Source organism: Propioniciclava soli (assembly GCF_014858005.1).
Taxonomy (GTDB): Bacteria; Actinomycetota; Actinomycetes; order Propionibacteriales; family Propionibacteriaceae; genus Propioniciclava; species Propioniciclava soli.
In genome coordinates this window covers 310,882-324,287 of record NZ_JACYOT010000004.1, presented here as the reverse complement: position 1 = coordinate 324,287, position 13,406 = coordinate 310,882, and the positions used below count along the sequence as shown (strand labels likewise).

Here is a 13,406-nt window from a genome sequence, read left to right as displayed (position 1 = left end):
GCTGGCAGCCATGGCCCGCCGACCGAGCAAGCACCTGCGCCCCGCGCGGCCGCTGTCGGCAGCGGGTTTCGCCCGCACGGAGTCGCGGCGGGACGGCCGCTGGCAGGTGCAGTCCCTCCCCGCAGACCGGTCGGTGAAGCCGTACGTGTGCCCCGGCTGCAGCCACGCCATCGCCCCGGGCCAGGCCCACGTGGTGGTGTGGCCGGTCGAGCCGCCGCTGGGCCAAACGAGCGCGGTCGACTCCCGCCGGCACTGGCACGGCGCCTGTTGGGCCCGGCGGCACTGATGGAACTCCACGTCACCCACGTCGGGTCCGGGACGCCGCGCGTCGCCTTCCTCCACGGCCTGCTTGGCCGCGGCAAGAACTGGGCGACCGTCGCCAAGGGGCTCTCCGACCGGTGGCCCGCCCTCCTCTACGACCTGCCCAACCACGGCCGCAGCCCGTGGACCGAAGACCTCGCGTATCCGGCCCAGGCGGACGCGGTGGCCGCCGATCTGCGCGCCCGGGGCCTGGTCGACGGCTCACTGGTGCTGGTGGGGCACTCCATGGGCGGCAAGGTGGCGATGGCGCTGGCCCTGCGCCATCCGGAGCTGCTGCGCGGGCTGGTGGTGGTCGACATCGCCCCCGACCATTCGGAGAGCGGGTACGGCTTCCGTAGGTATGTGGACGCCCTGCGCGGCGTCGACCTGGACGCACTGGAACGGCGCACGGACGCCGACGCGCAGCTCGCGTCGGCGGTGACGGCGCCGGCCACGCGGGCGTTCCTGCTGCAGAACCTCCATCGCGACGGTGGACGCTGGCGCTGGCTGCCGAACCTCGACCTGATCCGCGATCAGATCGCCGAGATCAGCGCGTGGCCGTCCGACCTCGGCGAACCGTGGGACGGGCCGACGCTGTGGCTGCGGGGCGGCGACTCCGACTATGTGCGCGATGAGCACCTGGATCCCATGCGAGCGCTGTTCCCCCGCGCGCGACTCGTCACGATCAAGAACGCGGCGCACTGGGTGCATGCCGACCAGCCCGACGCGGTGACCCAGACTCTGGCGATGTTCCTGGCCGGGCTGGACGCCGACGACCCCGAGGTCAGCCGCTGACGACCGAGGTGATCTCGGTGGGAGCGTTCGGCACGCCGTCGCCCGCGCCGCGGGCCGCATCGTGCCCCTGTTCGGCGATGTTGGCCACCACGTCGACCGATGCCTGATCCAGGTGCCCGAAGATCGTGTAGGCGGGCGGCAAGGTGGAGTCCTCGTAGACGATGAAGAACTGCGAGCCGTTGGTGTTCGCCCCCGCGTTCGCCATGGCGAGCGTGCCGGCCGTGTACTCCCCGTAGCCGGCGGCGTCCCGCGGAATGGCGTCGAGCTCGTCGGCGAAGGTGTAGCCCGGCCCGCCACGCCCGGTGCCGGACGGGTCGCCGCACTGCAGCACGAAGATCCCCTGCGTGACGAGTCGGTGGCACGAGGTGCCCTCGTAGTAACCCTGGGCGGCCAGGCTCTCGAAGGACGCCACGGCGCAGGGCGCCGCCGCGCGGTCAAGGGTGAGAGTGAGGGGCTGCCCACCCAGCGACAGCGTCACCGTGGAGGTGCCGGAGGCGGGTACGGCCTGGCCGTCCGGGAGATCGACGGCGCGGGCCGGCGAACCGGAGGGCAGGTAGGTGCACGTCACCGTGCCGGCGGGCGCAGCGGTGTCACCCGACGTGGTGGCCGTCGTCGGCGTCGTGGTGGCTGCCGACGTGGTCGCGCCCGTGGGGGCCGCGTCCGTCGGCGCGGCCGCCGGGGTGGTGGCGCAGCCGGTGGCCAGCGCCGCGGCCGCGAGCAGTGTGAGGGGGAGGCGGGAGCGAGAGATCACCGCTCCACTGTGCCACACGATCACGGTGCCCCATCATCGCAGTGCCATCGACCGTCGGGCCGACCGCTCGGGGACGCCCACGGGACGGGGTCGGACCACCCGGGGGCAGCGTGGGGGCCTAGGGTGGTGACCATGGTGAACCTCACGCGGATCTACACCCGGACCGGTGACGCGGGCCACACCCGGCTCTCCGACATGAGCGAGGTGCCGAAGACGGACGCCCGCGTCGAGGCCTACGGCGCGGTGGACGAGGCGAACAGCATTCTGGGCGTCGCGCTCACCACCGCGGGGGTGCCTCGCGCGATGGCGGATGCGCTCGCCGCGATCCAGAACGAGCTCTTCGACGTGGGCGCCGACCTGTCCAACCCGGTGGTGCCCGACCCGGCGTGGCCGCCGCTGCGCATCGAACAGGCCTCGATCGACCGTCTGGAGGAGTGGTGCGACACCTTCGGTGAGCCGCTGCCCGACCTGGTGTCGTTCATCCTGCCCGGGGGGACCCCCGCCGGGGCCCACCTGCACGTGGCGCGCACCGTGGTGCGCCGCGCCGAGCGGGCCGGGTGGGCGGCGGCGCAGGAACACGGACTCGCCCCGGAGCACGGCGGGGTGAACCCGCTGGCGCTGACTTATCTCAACCGGCTCAGCGACCTGCTGTTCATCCTGGCTCGCGCGGTGAACAGCGACGCCGGCGATGTCTTGTGGGTGCCGGGCAAGGACCGCGCCCCCGTCGGTGCCCGTGCCGAGCGGCAGCGGGCCCGCATCGAGCGCGCTGGTGGGAACAAGGCGGACGCCGACACGGGCGCCTGAGCCGGGGAGGTCAAGCCCCGCGCAGACCACCCCCGGGGGCGGCGGCCTCGGCCCAGCTGAGGAAGGCCGTCAGGTGGTCACGGTCCATCGCGATCTGCGTGCCACCGTGCCGCCCACCCAGGTCGACGACGATCGAATCCGGCAACAGGTCGCGCTTCTCGTGCGCCGTCGCGGGATGGACGCGGACCACCTCGATCTCGTCGCGGCCGAGCTCGACCCGAGGCCGGATGGCGAGGCTGTAGGTGCGGTACCACGACAGGCGGTCGGCGCTGTAGCGCGCCGTGCCCAGCATCCAACCGGAGCCCCGGGGGTGCGGGCCGCGGCGCAGCGCGCAGTCGAACACCCGTCCGCGACTGGAGAGCCACCGACGCCGGGCGAACAGGCCGACGACGGGCACCACGATTGCCGCCAGGACGACGAGCAGGGCGATCTCGGTCAGGATGACCCAGTCGCCCATGTGTGCCCCTCCAGGCTGTCGTCAACGCCGCTCGGCCGCCAGGGCCGGGCCGCTGCGGATCAGTGGCGCCCCGCCATGCGGTGCGCGGCCTTCACCTGGGCCGTCGCGCGGTCGAAGTGGTGTTTGGTCGTCTCGTCGTTGTGACCAGCCTCGAGGTTCTTCGTCGCCTCGGCGAGCTCGACTTCGGCGTCCGCGAGGGTGATCTCCTGGGCCATCTTCGCATAACCGCTGAGGATGGCGACGCGGTTGCCGGCGACGGACAGGAACCCGCCGTCCAGCGCCACGATCTCGCGGTTGCCCTCGCTCGACAGCACTTCGGCGGCCGACGGGACGAGCACCGCGAGCAACGGCTCGTGGTTGGGGAGGATGCCGATGTCACCCTCCGTCGTCCGGGCGATCACGGACTCGGCCTCACCCTCCCAGATGACGCCGTCCGCGCTCACCACCTCGACGCGCAGCAGGCTGTCCGGCAACGCCATGTCAGCCCTCCTTCTGGATGCGGTCCCAGTTCTCCATGACCATGTCCATGCCGCCGACGTTGAAGAACGCCTGCTCGGCCACGTGGTCGACCTCGCCGTCGCAGATCATCGTGAACGACTCGATGGTGTCGGCCAGCGGCACCGTGGAGCCCTCGATCTGCGTGAACTTGGTCGCCATGTAGGTGTTCTGGCTGAGGAACTGCTGGATGCGCCGGGCGCGTCCGACGACGATCTTGTCCTCCTCGGAGAGCTCGTCGACACCCAGGATGGCGATGATGTCCTGCAGTTCCTTGTTGCGCTGGAGGATCTGCTTGACGCGGGTCGCCGTGTCGTAGTGCTGCTGACCCACGAACTGCGGGTCGAGGATGCGCGAGGTCGACGTCAGCGGGTCCACGGCCGGGTAGAGGCCACGGCTGGCGATGTCACGGCTGAGCTCCGTGGTGGCGTCCAGGTGGGCGAACGTCGTGGCCGGAGCCGGGTCGGTGTAGTCGTCGGCCGGCACGTAGATCGCCTGCATCGAGGTGATGGAGTGGCCACGGGTCGAGGTGATGCGCTCCTGCAGCTGGCCCATCTCGTCGGCCAGGTTGGGCTGGTAACCCACGGCGGACGGCATGCGGCCCAGCAGCGTGGACACCTCGGAGCCCGCCTGGGTGAACCGGAAGATGTTGTCGATGAACAGCAGCACGTCCTGGTTCTCGACGTCGCGGAAGTACTCGGCCATGGTCAGCGCCGACAGGGCGACGCGCAGACGCGTGCCCGGCGGCTCGTCCATCTGGCCGAACACGAGGGCAGTGTCCTTCATGACGCCGGCCTCGATCATCTCGTGGATGAGGTCGTTGCCCTCGCGGGTGCGCTCCCCCACACCGGCGAACACCGAGGTGCCGCCGAAGTTGTGGGCGATGCGGTAGATCATCTCCTGGATGAGCACCGTCTTGCCGACGCCCGCGCCGCCGAACAGGCCGATCTTGCCGCCCTGCACGTAGGGCGTCAGGAGGTCGAGCACCTTGATGCCGGTCTCCAGCATCTCGGTCTTGCTCTCGAGCTGGTCGAACTTCGGGGCCTGGCGGTGGATCGGCCAGCGCTCGGCGATCTCGACGCCGGACGCCGCGAGATCCTCGTTCAGGCAGTCACCGGTCACATTCCAGACGCGGCCCTTCGTGACGTCGCCGACGGGCACCGAGATCGGGGCGCCGGTGTCGACCACCTCGGTGCCGCGGCGCATGCCGTCGGTGGGCTTCAGCGAGATGGCGCGCACGATGTTGTCGCCAACGTGGAGGGCGACCTCGGCGGTCACCTCGCGGTCGAGCTCGCCGGCGTCCGTGATGCGGATGCGCAGGGCGTTGAGGATGTCGGGCATCTGGTCGGCGGGGAACTCGACGTCCACCACCGGACCGATGACGCGGGCCACGCGGCCGACGCCGGCAGCGCCCCGGGCCTCGGTCGGGTTCTCAGCAGTCAGGGTCATGTCTTCTCGCTTCCTCGGTCCTAGCTCGACTCGGCCAGCGCGCTGGCGCCGCCGACGATCTCGGTGATTTCCTGGGTGATCTCGGCCTGACGCGCCTGGTTGGCCTGGCGGGTCAGGGTCTCGATGAGTTGGTTGGCGTTGTCCGTGGCCGACTTCATGGCCCGCTGCTGGCTGGCCAGCTGCGAGGCTGCCGACTGCAGCAGGTAGAACCACACCCGGCTGCGAATGTAGAGCGGCATCAGCGAGTCCAGCACCGTCTCCGGGTCGGGCTCGAAGCTGTACTGCGGGGTGTACTCCACCGTCGGCGTCGCATCGGTGGCGGACGCCTTCACGACCTCGAGCGGGAGGAGGCGACGGACGGTGGGCGTCTGCGTCAGCATCGACTCCATGCGCGTGTACACGGCATGGATCTCGTCGACGCCCCCCTCCTCGTAGGGCTTGAGGAAGTCGGCCATCAACCGGTCGGCGATCTCGTGCGCGTGCGCGTAGGTGGGCGAGTCGGAGAAGCCCTCCCACGTCGCCACCATGGGGAGGCTGCGGAACGTGTTGTACTGGATGATCTTGCGGCCAACCGCGTAGCGGTACACCTCGATGCCCTGGGACTCCAGCCGCTTGCGCATGCGGGCGGCCGCCTTGATGACGTTGGAGCTGTAGGCCCCATTCATGCCCCGGTCCGACGTGATCATGAGCAGCGCGACGCGCCGCACCTGGGGCACGGGGTTGATGAGCGGGTGATCGATCTGACCGGGCAGGGCCACGGCCGCGGCCGCCACCGCGGAGGTCAGCTCCTGGGTGTACGGCGCGGCCCGCCGGGCCGACTGTTGCGCGCGGATGACCTTGGACGCGGCGATCAGCTCCATGGCCTGGGTGATCTTCTTCGTCGAGGTGACCGACTGACGCCGCTGCCGCAGCTCCCTGAGACTGGCTGCCATGCGCTCAGCCCTCGACCACGATCTGCTCGGACTCCAAGGAGTCCTCCTCGATGGCGCGTGCGTGCTGCTCGTCGTCGGTCACGCCGTGTCGATCGGCGTGGAACTGCTGCTTGACGACGGCGATCTCCCGCGTCACGGCTGCGGCCGTGTCGTCGTCCCACACGTTCGTCTCGGCGAGGGTCGCGATGATCGGCGTGTTCAGGCGCAGGTGCTCCAGGAGCTCCTGCTCGAAGCGCAGCACGTCGGAGACCTCGATGTCGTCGAAGTGGCCGTTCGTGCCCGCCCACACGCTGACGACCTGCTCGGCCACCGGGTACGGGGAGCACTGCGGCTGGCGCAGCAGCTCGGTGAGCCGCGCCCCGCGCTCGAGCTGGCGACGCGAGGCGGCGTCCAGGTCGGACGCGAACATGGCGAACGCCTGCATGTCGCGGTACTGGGCCAGGCCGATCTTCAGGGTGCCGGCGGTGTTCTTCATCGCCTTCACCTGCGCGGCACCGCCGACGCGGGACACCGAGATGCCCACGTCGATGGCCGGACGCTGGTTGGCGTTGAACAGGTCGGACTGCAGGAAGATCTGGCCGTCGGTGATCGAGATCACGTTGGTCGGGATGTAGGCCGACACGTCGTTGGCCTTCGTCTCGATGATCGGCAGGCCGGTCATCGAGCCGCCGCCGAGCTCGTCGGAGAGCTTCGCGCAGCGCTCCAGCAGACGGCTGTGGAGGTAGAAGACGTCGCCGGGGTACGCCTCGCGGCCGGGCGGACGGCGCAGCAGCAGCGACATGGCGCGGTACGCCTCGGCCTGCTTGGTGAGGTCGTCGAAGATGATCAGGACGTGCTTGCCGGCGTACATCCAGTGCTGGCCGATGGCCGAGCCCGCGTACGGGGCGATGTACTTGAAGCCCGCGGGGTCGGACGCCGGGGCGTGCACGATCGTCGTGTAGTCCATCGCGCCCGCGTCCTCGAGCGTCTTGCGGAGGGCCGCGATGGTGGAGCCCTTCTGACCGATCGCCACGTAGATGCAGCGCACCTGCTTGGTCGGGTCACCCGACGCCCAGTTCGCGCGCTGGTTGATGATCGTGTCGACCGCGATGGCGGTCTTGCCCGTCTTGCGGTCGCCGATGATCAGCTGGCGCTGGCCGCGGCCGATCGGGATCATCGCATCGATGGCCTTGATGCCGGTCTGCAACGGCTCGCGGACCTCCTGGCGATCCATGACGCCGGCGGCCTGCAGCTCCAGGACGCGGCGCCCCTCGACGTCGGCGATGTCGCCGAGGCCGTCGATCGGGTTGCCCATCGCGTCGATGGTGCGGCCCAGGTAGCCCTCGCCCACGGGGATGCTGAGCACCTCGCCCGTGCGCCGCACCGTCGAGCCCTCCTCGATGCCCTCGGAGTCGCCGAGCACGACGACGCCGATCTCGCGGACGTCGAGGTTCTGGGCGATGCCCAGGGTGCCGTTGGCGAACTCCAGCAGCTCGTTGGCCATCGCCGACGGCAGGCCCTCGACGCGGGCGATGCCGTCGCCGGACGTCGTGACGACGCCGATCTCCTCGCGGGTCGCGACGTCGGGGGTGTAGTTCTGGACGAACCGGTCGAGCGCGGCCCGGATCTCGTCGGGCCGGATCGTGAGTTCCGCCATGGCTTGGTGTCCTTCGCTTCTTCGGATGGGTTGGTACGTGAGTGGGGTCAGCCCAGCTTGCGGTGGGCGTCGTGCAGGCGTCCGGCGACGGTGCCCTCGATGACCTCGTCACCGAGCGTCACCCGTGCCCCGCCGATCACCGACGGATCGACGACCACCCGCACGGTGACGTCGCGCCCGGCCTGGCGGCTGAGCGCGGTGGTGAGGCGGTCAAGCTGCTCGTCGGTGAGGGGTCGCGCCACCTCGACGGTCGCCACGGCCCGCGAACGCAGGTCGGCGGCGAGGGTGAGGTACTCCTCCACCGTCAGCGCGAACGTCCGGCGGTGGGCGGCGACGGCGCGCCTCGCCAGTTGCGCGACGACGGGGAGAACTCGCCCGTCCACCAGACCGCCGATCAGGTCGGCCCGGGCGGTGAGGCTGCTGCGTCGGTCGCTGATCGCCGAGCGGAGGTCGGGGTGCGCGTCCACCAGCCGCTCGATGTGGAACAGCTGGTCCTCCACCTCGTCCAGCTCGCCGTTGCCCTGCGCCGTCACGAGCAGGGCCCGGACGGCCTGGCGCTCGAGAGCGGCGACGAACTCCCGCGGCGTCGACCAGCGCGTCCGCGCGGTCTCGGCGAGCACGGCCACGGCGTCCGGCCCCGTGCGGGGGCCGAACAGCGCCCCCACCAGGTCGGCACGCGCGTCGTCCGGCGTCCCGGGATCGGTCAACGCACGCCGCAGCGCCGGCTGGACGGCGATGGCGTCCGCCAACTCGAACAGCTCCAGGGCGAGCGTGACGCTGGGCGTCCGCGCGTCCAGGACGCCGTCGAGGGCCGAGAGCCGGGAGGCGGCGGCGGCGCTCATGCGTGCTCCACCCCGGCGGGCTGCTGCTCGAGGTCGGCGATGAAGCGGTCGACCGTGCGGCGGGCGCGCTCGTCGTCGTCGAGGGACTCCCCGACGATCCGGCCGGCCAGTGTGGTGGCCAGCCCGCCCACCTCGGTGCGCAGCGCGTTGACGGCCGCGGCGCGCTCGGCGTCGATCTGTGCCTTCGCGTTGGCGAGCATGCGATTCGACTCGTCGGCCGCCTGCTGGCGCATGTCGGCGATGATCGCCGCACCCTGGGTCTTGGCCTCCTCACGGATGCGGGAGGCCTCGTCGCGAGCGGTGGCGAGCTGGGCGCGGTACTCCTCGAGCGCGGCGGACGCCTCGGCCTGCGCGGCCTCCGCCTTCTCGATGCCGCCCTGGATGGCGGCGGTGCGCTCCGCGTACGTCTGCTCGAACTTCGGGACGATGAACTTCGCGATCGCGAAGTACACGATCGCGAAGAGCGCCAGCCCGATCCAGAACTCCTCCCAGTGTTCGGGGAGGAGCGGGCCCAGCGGTGATTCTCCTGCAAGGGGCAGCATGGGCGATCCTCAGATCACTGCAGCACGAAGGCGAGGGCGATGCCGATGATGGCGAGCGCCTCGACCACGGCGAAGCCGATCCACGCGGTGCCCATCATGGCGCCACGGGCCTCGGGCTGACGCGCCGTGCCGTTGATGACCGATGCGAAGATCCACGCCACGCCGATGGCCGGGCCGAGGGTCGCCAGCGCGTAGCCGATCATGTTGATCGAGCCGTTGATGTTGATCTCCAGCAGAGTGGGGAGCATGGGTGTTGGTTCCTTTCGGACGGTTTCTTTCGGGCGAAAGACGGGTTGGGTCAGTGGTCCTCGGCGATCGCCGAGGCCACGTACTGGGCGGTCAGGACGGTGAAGATGTACGCCTGGATGGCACCGATGAGGAGCTCCAGGGCGAAGATCGCGAAGCTGAACAACAACGAGACGACGCCGGCGGTGGTCAGCAGCGGCACGGAGAACCCGGCCAACGGTTCCGTCGCCGTCAGCAGCAGCGTGCCACCCACGACGAACACGACGATGACCAGGTGGCCGGCGAACAGGTTGGCGAACAGACGCAGACCGAGGGTGAGCGGCCGGACGATGATGTTGGACAGGAACTCCAACGGGATGATGAGCCACCACAGGAACTTGGGGACCCCCGCCGGCAGCGTCGCATGCTTGAGGTAGCCGAAGAACCCGTGCTTGCGGATGCCCGCGCCGTTGTAGACCAACCACGCGATCAGCGCCAACGCCCAGACGTAGCCGATCTTCGACATCGTCGGGAACATGAACAAGAAGAACTGGCCGAACAGGTTGTTCACCCAGATGAACGAGAACAGCGCCACCAGGAAGGGCAGATAGGCGCGGAACTGGGGGCCGAGAATGTCACGCGCGATGCCGTTGCGGATCAGGTCGTAGAGCATCTCGCCCACCGCCTGCTTGCGCCCGGGGACGATCGTCTGACGACGCGTCATCCACCACCAGAACAGAATCACGAGGACGACGCTGAAGACGGCCTGGAACGCGTGGTTGTTCACCCAGTCCGGCAGCACGCCGGGCAGCAGGGGGCGTGAGTCGAAGCTGTGCTCCCCCGGCGGCCAGAACTCCGCCTCCAAGGGAGGGATCACTCCGCCCATGCTGCCTCCTCGACCCTCGTGGTGTGCGCGCCCAACCGAGCGCAACTCTGAGCGCCCTGCCTGGAGCAGGCGGTGCATGCGCGACACCCGCGCGGCGGGCGTGCGGGCAGACCGCCCGTCCATCGGGAGAAACCCTAGCAGCGCCCCGGAGCGGAGTCACATCAGCCGGGCGGAGATTCAGCCATCGTGGCGAGGCTCGTCGTAGGTGGGGATGCGGAGGCGGGAGTACACCCACACCTCGGCCACCAGCCAGCCCAGCAGGGCCCCGATGGTGCCCACCACCAACGCCACGTCATCCACCCAGGCCTGGGCGTCCACCCGGGTGAGCGCGACGCCGAGGAGGAGGCCGAACACGCTCACGCGCAGCACGTAGGACGCCAGGGATGCCCACAGCACCGTCCGCGGTGGGGCGTCCGCGACGGCGACCTGGACGCCGAGCCCGACCGTGTAGAACACCAGCGTGGCCCCCGCCCCCAGCAGGGCCGACGCCGCCGCGGAGGCCCCACCGGCCACGGCGAACCCCGCCACCACGGCCAGGGCGACCAGGTGGCCCCCCGCCAGCCCGCCCACCAGCAGACGCTGCGCGCGCCGGGCGGCGGGGCTCATCGGCTTGTCAGACACCCGCACCCACCTCGCGTCGGCGGAACGTCAACCCGGCCGCGAGGACGATGCCGCCCAGCAGCAGGGCCCAGGCCCACCACGCCTCGGTGATGCCGATCGCCACGACCCCGAACGCAATGACGGCCGACCACAGCCACAACAGCGCGACGGCGGCACCGTGGGAGTGCCCGCGCTGGAGCATCCGGTGGTGCAGGTGCTGCTTGTCGGCCTGGAACCACAGCTTGCCGGCGATCGTGCGACGGACGTACGCGCTCACCAGGTCGATGAACGGCAGCGCCATGGCGGCGACAGGCAGGATGAGGGGCAGGTAGGCGCTGGTGAACGCGGCCTCGTGGGCGTCGATGCGGGACGGGTCGAGCTGCCCCGTGAGCGAGATCATCGAGGTCGCCAGCAAGAAGCCCAACAGCATCGACCCGGAGTCGCCCATGAACATGCGGGCCCGGTGCACGTTGTGGGGCAGGAACCCCAGGCAGACTCCCACGAGCCCCACGGTGAGCAGGGAGCTGGTCGTCGCCCGCACGAGATCCTGTTCGAAACTCAGCAGGTACGCGTAGACGAAGAACGCTGCGGCGCCGATGGCGACCACCCCGGCGGCGAGCCCGTCGAGGCCGTCCATCAGGTTGATGGCGTTCACGCAGAAGACGATGACGAAGACGGCCAGGGCGACGGCGCTCACGTCGTCGAGGGAGATGATGCGGCCGGGCAACGGGATCCAGTAGAACTTCACGCCGTTGAGGACGACGATGCCGGCGGCCAGCACCTGCCCCGACATCTTCGCCAGCGCGCCCAGCTCGAACATGTCGTCGACGACGCCGACGGTCACGATGAGCACGCACGCCCAGAACACCGCCCACGCGTCGCGCTGCACCAGCTCGAACCGCCCCAACCAGGGGAGGTTCGTGGCCAGCACCAGCGACGCGGTGGTGCCGGCCAGCATCGCGATGCCGCCGAAGTACGGGATGGGCTTGGTGTGCACGTCCCGGTCGCGCACCAGCGCGACCGCCTGGTAGCGGAAGGCGACGCGGCGGGCCAGGCTCGCCGTGACGTAGGTGACCCCGGCGGCCACGAGGAGGACGAGCAGGTACTCGCGCACTCAGGCGCTCCCCTCCTCCGGTGCGGCCTCCCCCTGTGCGACCTGTTCGGGTACGGCCTCTGCGGGCACGGACGCCTCCGGCTCAGCCGCCCCCGGCTCGGGTTCGGGGATGAGCCCCGGTACGGCGTTGTTCAGGTCGGCCACGGTGATGCGCCCCTCACGAAGCACCCGCGCCTGCTCGCCGGTGAGGTCGACGATCGTGGACGGCACCGGCCCACTGCCGGGGCCCCCGTCGAGGTAGACCGCCACCGCATCGCCGAGCTGGGCGGCGGCGTCCTCGGCGGTGAGCGCGGCGTCCGCGCCGTGGACGTTGGCGCTGCTGACCGCGAGCGGGCCGGTGCGGCGCAGCAACTCCCGCGTGAGGTCGTGGTCGGGCACGCGGACGGCGATGGTGTCGCCCCGATCCCCCAGATCCATCCGCAAGGTGGGGGCCGACCGCAGGACGAGCGTCAGCGCGCCCGGCCAGAAGGCCTCGGCCAGCGCCCGGACGCGGTCGTCCACGCCCTCGGCGAGCGCCCGGAGCATGGGCACCTCCGCCACCAGCACCGGCGGGGGGAACTCCCGGCCACGCTGCTTGGCGTCCAACAGGCGCTGCACCGCCTCGGCATTCAGGGCGTCTGCCCCCACCCCGTAGACGGTGTCGGTGGGCAGCACGATGACCTGCCCCGCGGCCACGGCGTCCGTGGCGGCGTCGTAGGCCGCCTCGAGATCGGCCCCGGTGCTCCAGATGCGGTCGTTCACGGGGCCATCCTGCCAGCCCGGACGGCCGTGACGAACCGCGGCCTGCCGAGCAGGTCGCGCTCATCGCGCACGCGGACGAAGCCGCCGTGGCGCACGAACACCTCCGGCGCCGAGCGCTCCTGCACCTCCGCGTGCTCGGCACACACCCAGCCGCCGGGCCGCAGCAGGCGGGCCGCCACCCGGGCCACCACCCGCATCGCGTCCAGGCCGTCCTCACCCGAGACGAGCGCCTCGAGGGGGTCGTGGTCGCGGACGTCGGCCGGCATGTCGGCCCAGTGCCCGAGCGGAACGTAGGGCGGGTTGGCGATCACGAGGTCCACCGTGCCGTCGAGCTCGCCGAAGGCGTCCGCCATGTCACCGTGCACCACCGTGACGCCCGTCCCGGCCAGGTTGCGCCGCAGGTAGCCCACGGCGTCCGCGCTGAACTCGACGGCATGCGCGTCGAGCCCGGGTCGCTCCGTGACCAACGCGAGGCTGATCGCGCCGGAGCCCGCACACAGCTCCACCACGCGGGGTACGGCTGTATTCCCTTCGGCGAGCCGGTCGAGCGCCCAGCCGGTCATCACCTCGGTCTCGGGCCGGGGCACGAACACCCCGGGCCCCACCGCGACGCGCACGGTGCGGAAGAACGCCTCCCCGGTGAGGTGTTGCACCGGCTCCCCGGCGTGGCGGCGTCCGACCAGCGCGTCGAGCCGGTCGATCTGGGCGGGGGTGGCGTCCGGGGCCAGCGGAAGGCGAGCGGGCTCCGTGCCCAGCGCGTGGGCGACGAGCGTGCGCGCCTCCGCGGCCGACCCCAGCGCGGCGCTCACCCGCGCGACCAGGGCGGAGGGGCGCACC

At 71.0% G+C, this 13,406-nt stretch carries 17 protein-coding genes; 3 read left to right on the top strand and 14 right to left on the bottom strand.

Annotated elements, in window-relative coordinates; genetic code table 11:
- Positions 1-10: 10 nt before the first annotated feature.
- Positions 11-286 (top strand): hypothetical protein, encoded by a 276-nt coding sequence (locus tag IFY26_RS04265; RefSeq protein ID WP_232547751.1) that lies wholly within the window; start codon positions 11-13, stop codon positions 284-286.
- Positions 286-1,095, top strand: a complete 810-nt coding sequence (locus IFY26_RS04260) for an alpha/beta fold hydrolase (protein ID WP_232547750.1) — start codon at positions 286-288, stop codon at positions 1,093-1,095. Before IFY26_RS04265 ends, IFY26_RS04260 begins: the two co-directional genes overlap by 1 nt.
- Here the strand turns inward: IFY26_RS04260 and IFY26_RS04255 are convergent.
- Positions 1,085-1,846: a peptidylprolyl isomerase gene (locus IFY26_RS04255; protein ID WP_232547749.1), complete on the bottom strand. Its 762-nt coding sequence runs from the start codon at positions 1,844-1,846 to the stop codon at positions 1,085-1,087. The genes IFY26_RS04260 and IFY26_RS04255 overlap by 11 nt on opposite strands.
- A gap of 132 nt (positions 1,847-1,978) precedes the next feature.
- On the opposite strand from IFY26_RS04255, the gene IFY26_RS04250 reads away from it, so the two are divergent.
- The gene (locus IFY26_RS04250; protein WP_232547748.1) at positions 1,979-2,650 is read left to right on the top strand and encodes a cob(I)yrinic acid a,c-diamide adenosyltransferase; all 672 of its coding nucleotides are present in this window, start codon (positions 1,979-1,981) and stop codon (positions 2,648-2,650) included.
- Between the two features lie 10 nt (positions 2,651-2,660).
- Here the strand turns inward: IFY26_RS04250 and IFY26_RS04245 are convergent, their stop codons facing one another.
- The 13 genes from IFY26_RS04245 to prmC form a co-directional block, all read right to left on the bottom strand.
- Positions 2,661-3,107 (bottom strand): DUF2550 domain-containing protein, encoded by a 447-nt coding sequence (locus IFY26_RS04245; protein WP_232547747.1) that lies wholly within the window; start codon positions 3,105-3,107, stop codon positions 2,661-2,663.
- A gap of 59 nt (positions 3,108-3,166) precedes the next feature.
- Entirely contained in the window at positions 3,167-3,586 is a 420-nt protein-coding gene (locus tag IFY26_RS04240; RefSeq protein ID WP_232547746.1) for a F0F1 ATP synthase subunit epsilon, read from the bottom strand.
- A gap of 1 nt (position 3,587) precedes the next feature.
- Positions 3,588-5,051 carry a F0F1 ATP synthase subunit beta gene (gene atpD / locus IFY26_RS04235; RefSeq protein ID WP_232547745.1) on the bottom strand — a complete coding sequence of 488 codons (1,464 nt, stop codon included), beginning with the start codon at positions 5,049-5,051 and terminating at the stop codon, positions 3,588-3,590.
- Between the two features lie 20 nt (positions 5,052-5,071).
- Entirely contained in the window at positions 5,072-5,983 is a 912-nt protein-coding gene (locus IFY26_RS04230) for a F0F1 ATP synthase subunit gamma (protein WP_232547744.1), read from the bottom strand.
- A gap of 4 nt (positions 5,984-5,987) precedes the next feature.
- Positions 5,988-7,619 (bottom strand): F0F1 ATP synthase subunit alpha, encoded by a 1,632-nt coding sequence (atpA, locus tag IFY26_RS04225; protein WP_232547743.1) that lies wholly within the window; start codon positions 7,617-7,619, stop codon positions 5,988-5,990.
- 47 nt (positions 7,620-7,666) lie between these two features.
- Positions 7,667-8,461, bottom strand: a complete 795-nt coding sequence (locus IFY26_RS04220; protein ID WP_232547742.1) for a F0F1 ATP synthase subunit delta — start codon at positions 8,459-8,461, stop codon at positions 7,667-7,669.
- Positions 8,458-9,003 carry a F0F1 ATP synthase subunit B gene (locus tag IFY26_RS04215; RefSeq protein ID WP_232547741.1) on the bottom strand — a complete coding sequence of 182 codons (546 nt, stop codon included), beginning with the start codon at positions 9,001-9,003 and terminating at the stop codon, positions 8,458-8,460. Before IFY26_RS04215 ends, IFY26_RS04220 begins: the two co-directional genes overlap by 4 nt.
- Before the next feature lie 14 nt (positions 9,004-9,017).
- A complete protein-coding gene (atpE, locus tag IFY26_RS04210) occupies positions 9,018-9,251 on the bottom strand; it encodes an ATP synthase F0 subunit C (RefSeq protein WP_232547740.1) in 234 nt (77 codons plus the stop codon).
- Between the two features lie 50 nt (positions 9,252-9,301).
- Positions 9,302-10,114 (bottom strand): F0F1 ATP synthase subunit A, encoded by an 813-nt coding sequence (gene atpB / locus IFY26_RS04205; RefSeq protein WP_232547739.1) that lies wholly within the window; start codon positions 10,112-10,114, stop codon positions 9,302-9,304.
- Positions 10,115-10,291: 177 nt separating this feature from the next.
- Positions 10,292-10,735, bottom strand: a complete 444-nt coding sequence (locus IFY26_RS04200) for a hypothetical protein (RefSeq protein WP_232547738.1) — start codon at positions 10,733-10,735, stop codon at positions 10,292-10,294.
- Positions 10,728-11,828, bottom strand: coding sequence for a glycosyltransferase family 4 protein (locus tag IFY26_RS04195; protein WP_232547737.1), 1,101 nt, complete (start codon positions 11,826-11,828; stop codon positions 10,728-10,730). Before IFY26_RS04195 ends, IFY26_RS04200 begins: the two co-directional genes overlap by 8 nt.
- On the bottom strand, positions 11,829-12,569 hold the full coding sequence (locus tag IFY26_RS04190) for an L-threonylcarbamoyladenylate synthase (RefSeq protein WP_232547736.1): 741 nt from the start codon (positions 12,567-12,569) through the stop codon (positions 11,829-11,831).
- Positions 12,566-13,405, bottom strand: coding sequence for a peptide chain release factor N(5)-glutamine methyltransferase (gene prmC, locus IFY26_RS04185; RefSeq protein WP_232547735.1), 840 nt, complete (start codon positions 13,403-13,405; stop codon positions 12,566-12,568). The genes IFY26_RS04190 and prmC overlap by 4 nt, the downstream gene beginning before the upstream one ends.
- Position 13,406: the final 1 nt, after the last annotated feature.

Excerpts from the sequence above, each read along its gene's own strand:
- IFY26_RS04265 (WP_232547751.1), top strand. The coding sequence starts at position 11 with ATGGCCCGCCGACCGAGCAAGCACCTGCGCCCCGCGCGGCCGCTGTCG.
- IFY26_RS04260 (WP_232547750.1), top strand. The coding sequence starts at position 286 with ATGGAACTCCACGTCACCCACGTCGGGTCCGGGACGCCGCGCGTCGCC.
- IFY26_RS04250 (WP_232547748.1), top strand. The coding sequence starts at position 1,979 with ATGGTGAACCTCACGCGGATCTACACCCGGACCGGTGACGCGGGCCAC.
- IFY26_RS04245 (WP_232547747.1), bottom strand. The coding sequence starts at position 3,107 with ATGGGCGACTGGGTCATCCTGACCGAGATCGCCCTGCTCGTCGTCCTG.
- IFY26_RS04240 (WP_232547746.1), bottom strand. The coding sequence starts at position 3,586 with ATGGCGTTGCCGGACAGCCTGCTGCGCGTCGAGGTGGTGAGCGCGGAC.
- atpD (WP_232547745.1), bottom strand. The coding sequence starts at position 5,051 with ATGACCCTGACTGCTGAGAACCCGACCGAGGCCCGGGGCGCTGCCGGC.
- IFY26_RS04230 (WP_232547744.1), bottom strand. The coding sequence starts at position 5,983 with ATGGCAGCCAGTCTCAGGGAGCTGCGGCAGCGGCGTCAGTCGGTCACC.
- atpA (WP_232547743.1), bottom strand. The coding sequence starts at position 7,619 with ATGGCGGAACTCACGATCCGGCCCGACGAGATCCGGGCCGCGCTCGAC.
- IFY26_RS04220 (WP_232547742.1), bottom strand. The coding sequence starts at position 8,461 with ATGAGCGCCGCCGCCGCCTCCCGGCTCTCGGCCCTCGACGGCGTCCTG.
- IFY26_RS04215 (WP_232547741.1), bottom strand. The coding sequence starts at position 9,003 with ATGCTGCCCCTTGCAGGAGAATCACCGCTGGGCCCGCTCCTCCCCGAA.
- atpE (WP_232547740.1), bottom strand. The coding sequence starts at position 9,251 with ATGCTCCCCACTCTGCTGGAGATCAACATCAACGGCTCGATCAACATG.
- atpB (WP_232547739.1), bottom strand. The coding sequence starts at position 10,114 with ATGGGCGGAGTGATCCCTCCCTTGGAGGCGGAGTTCTGGCCGCCGGGG.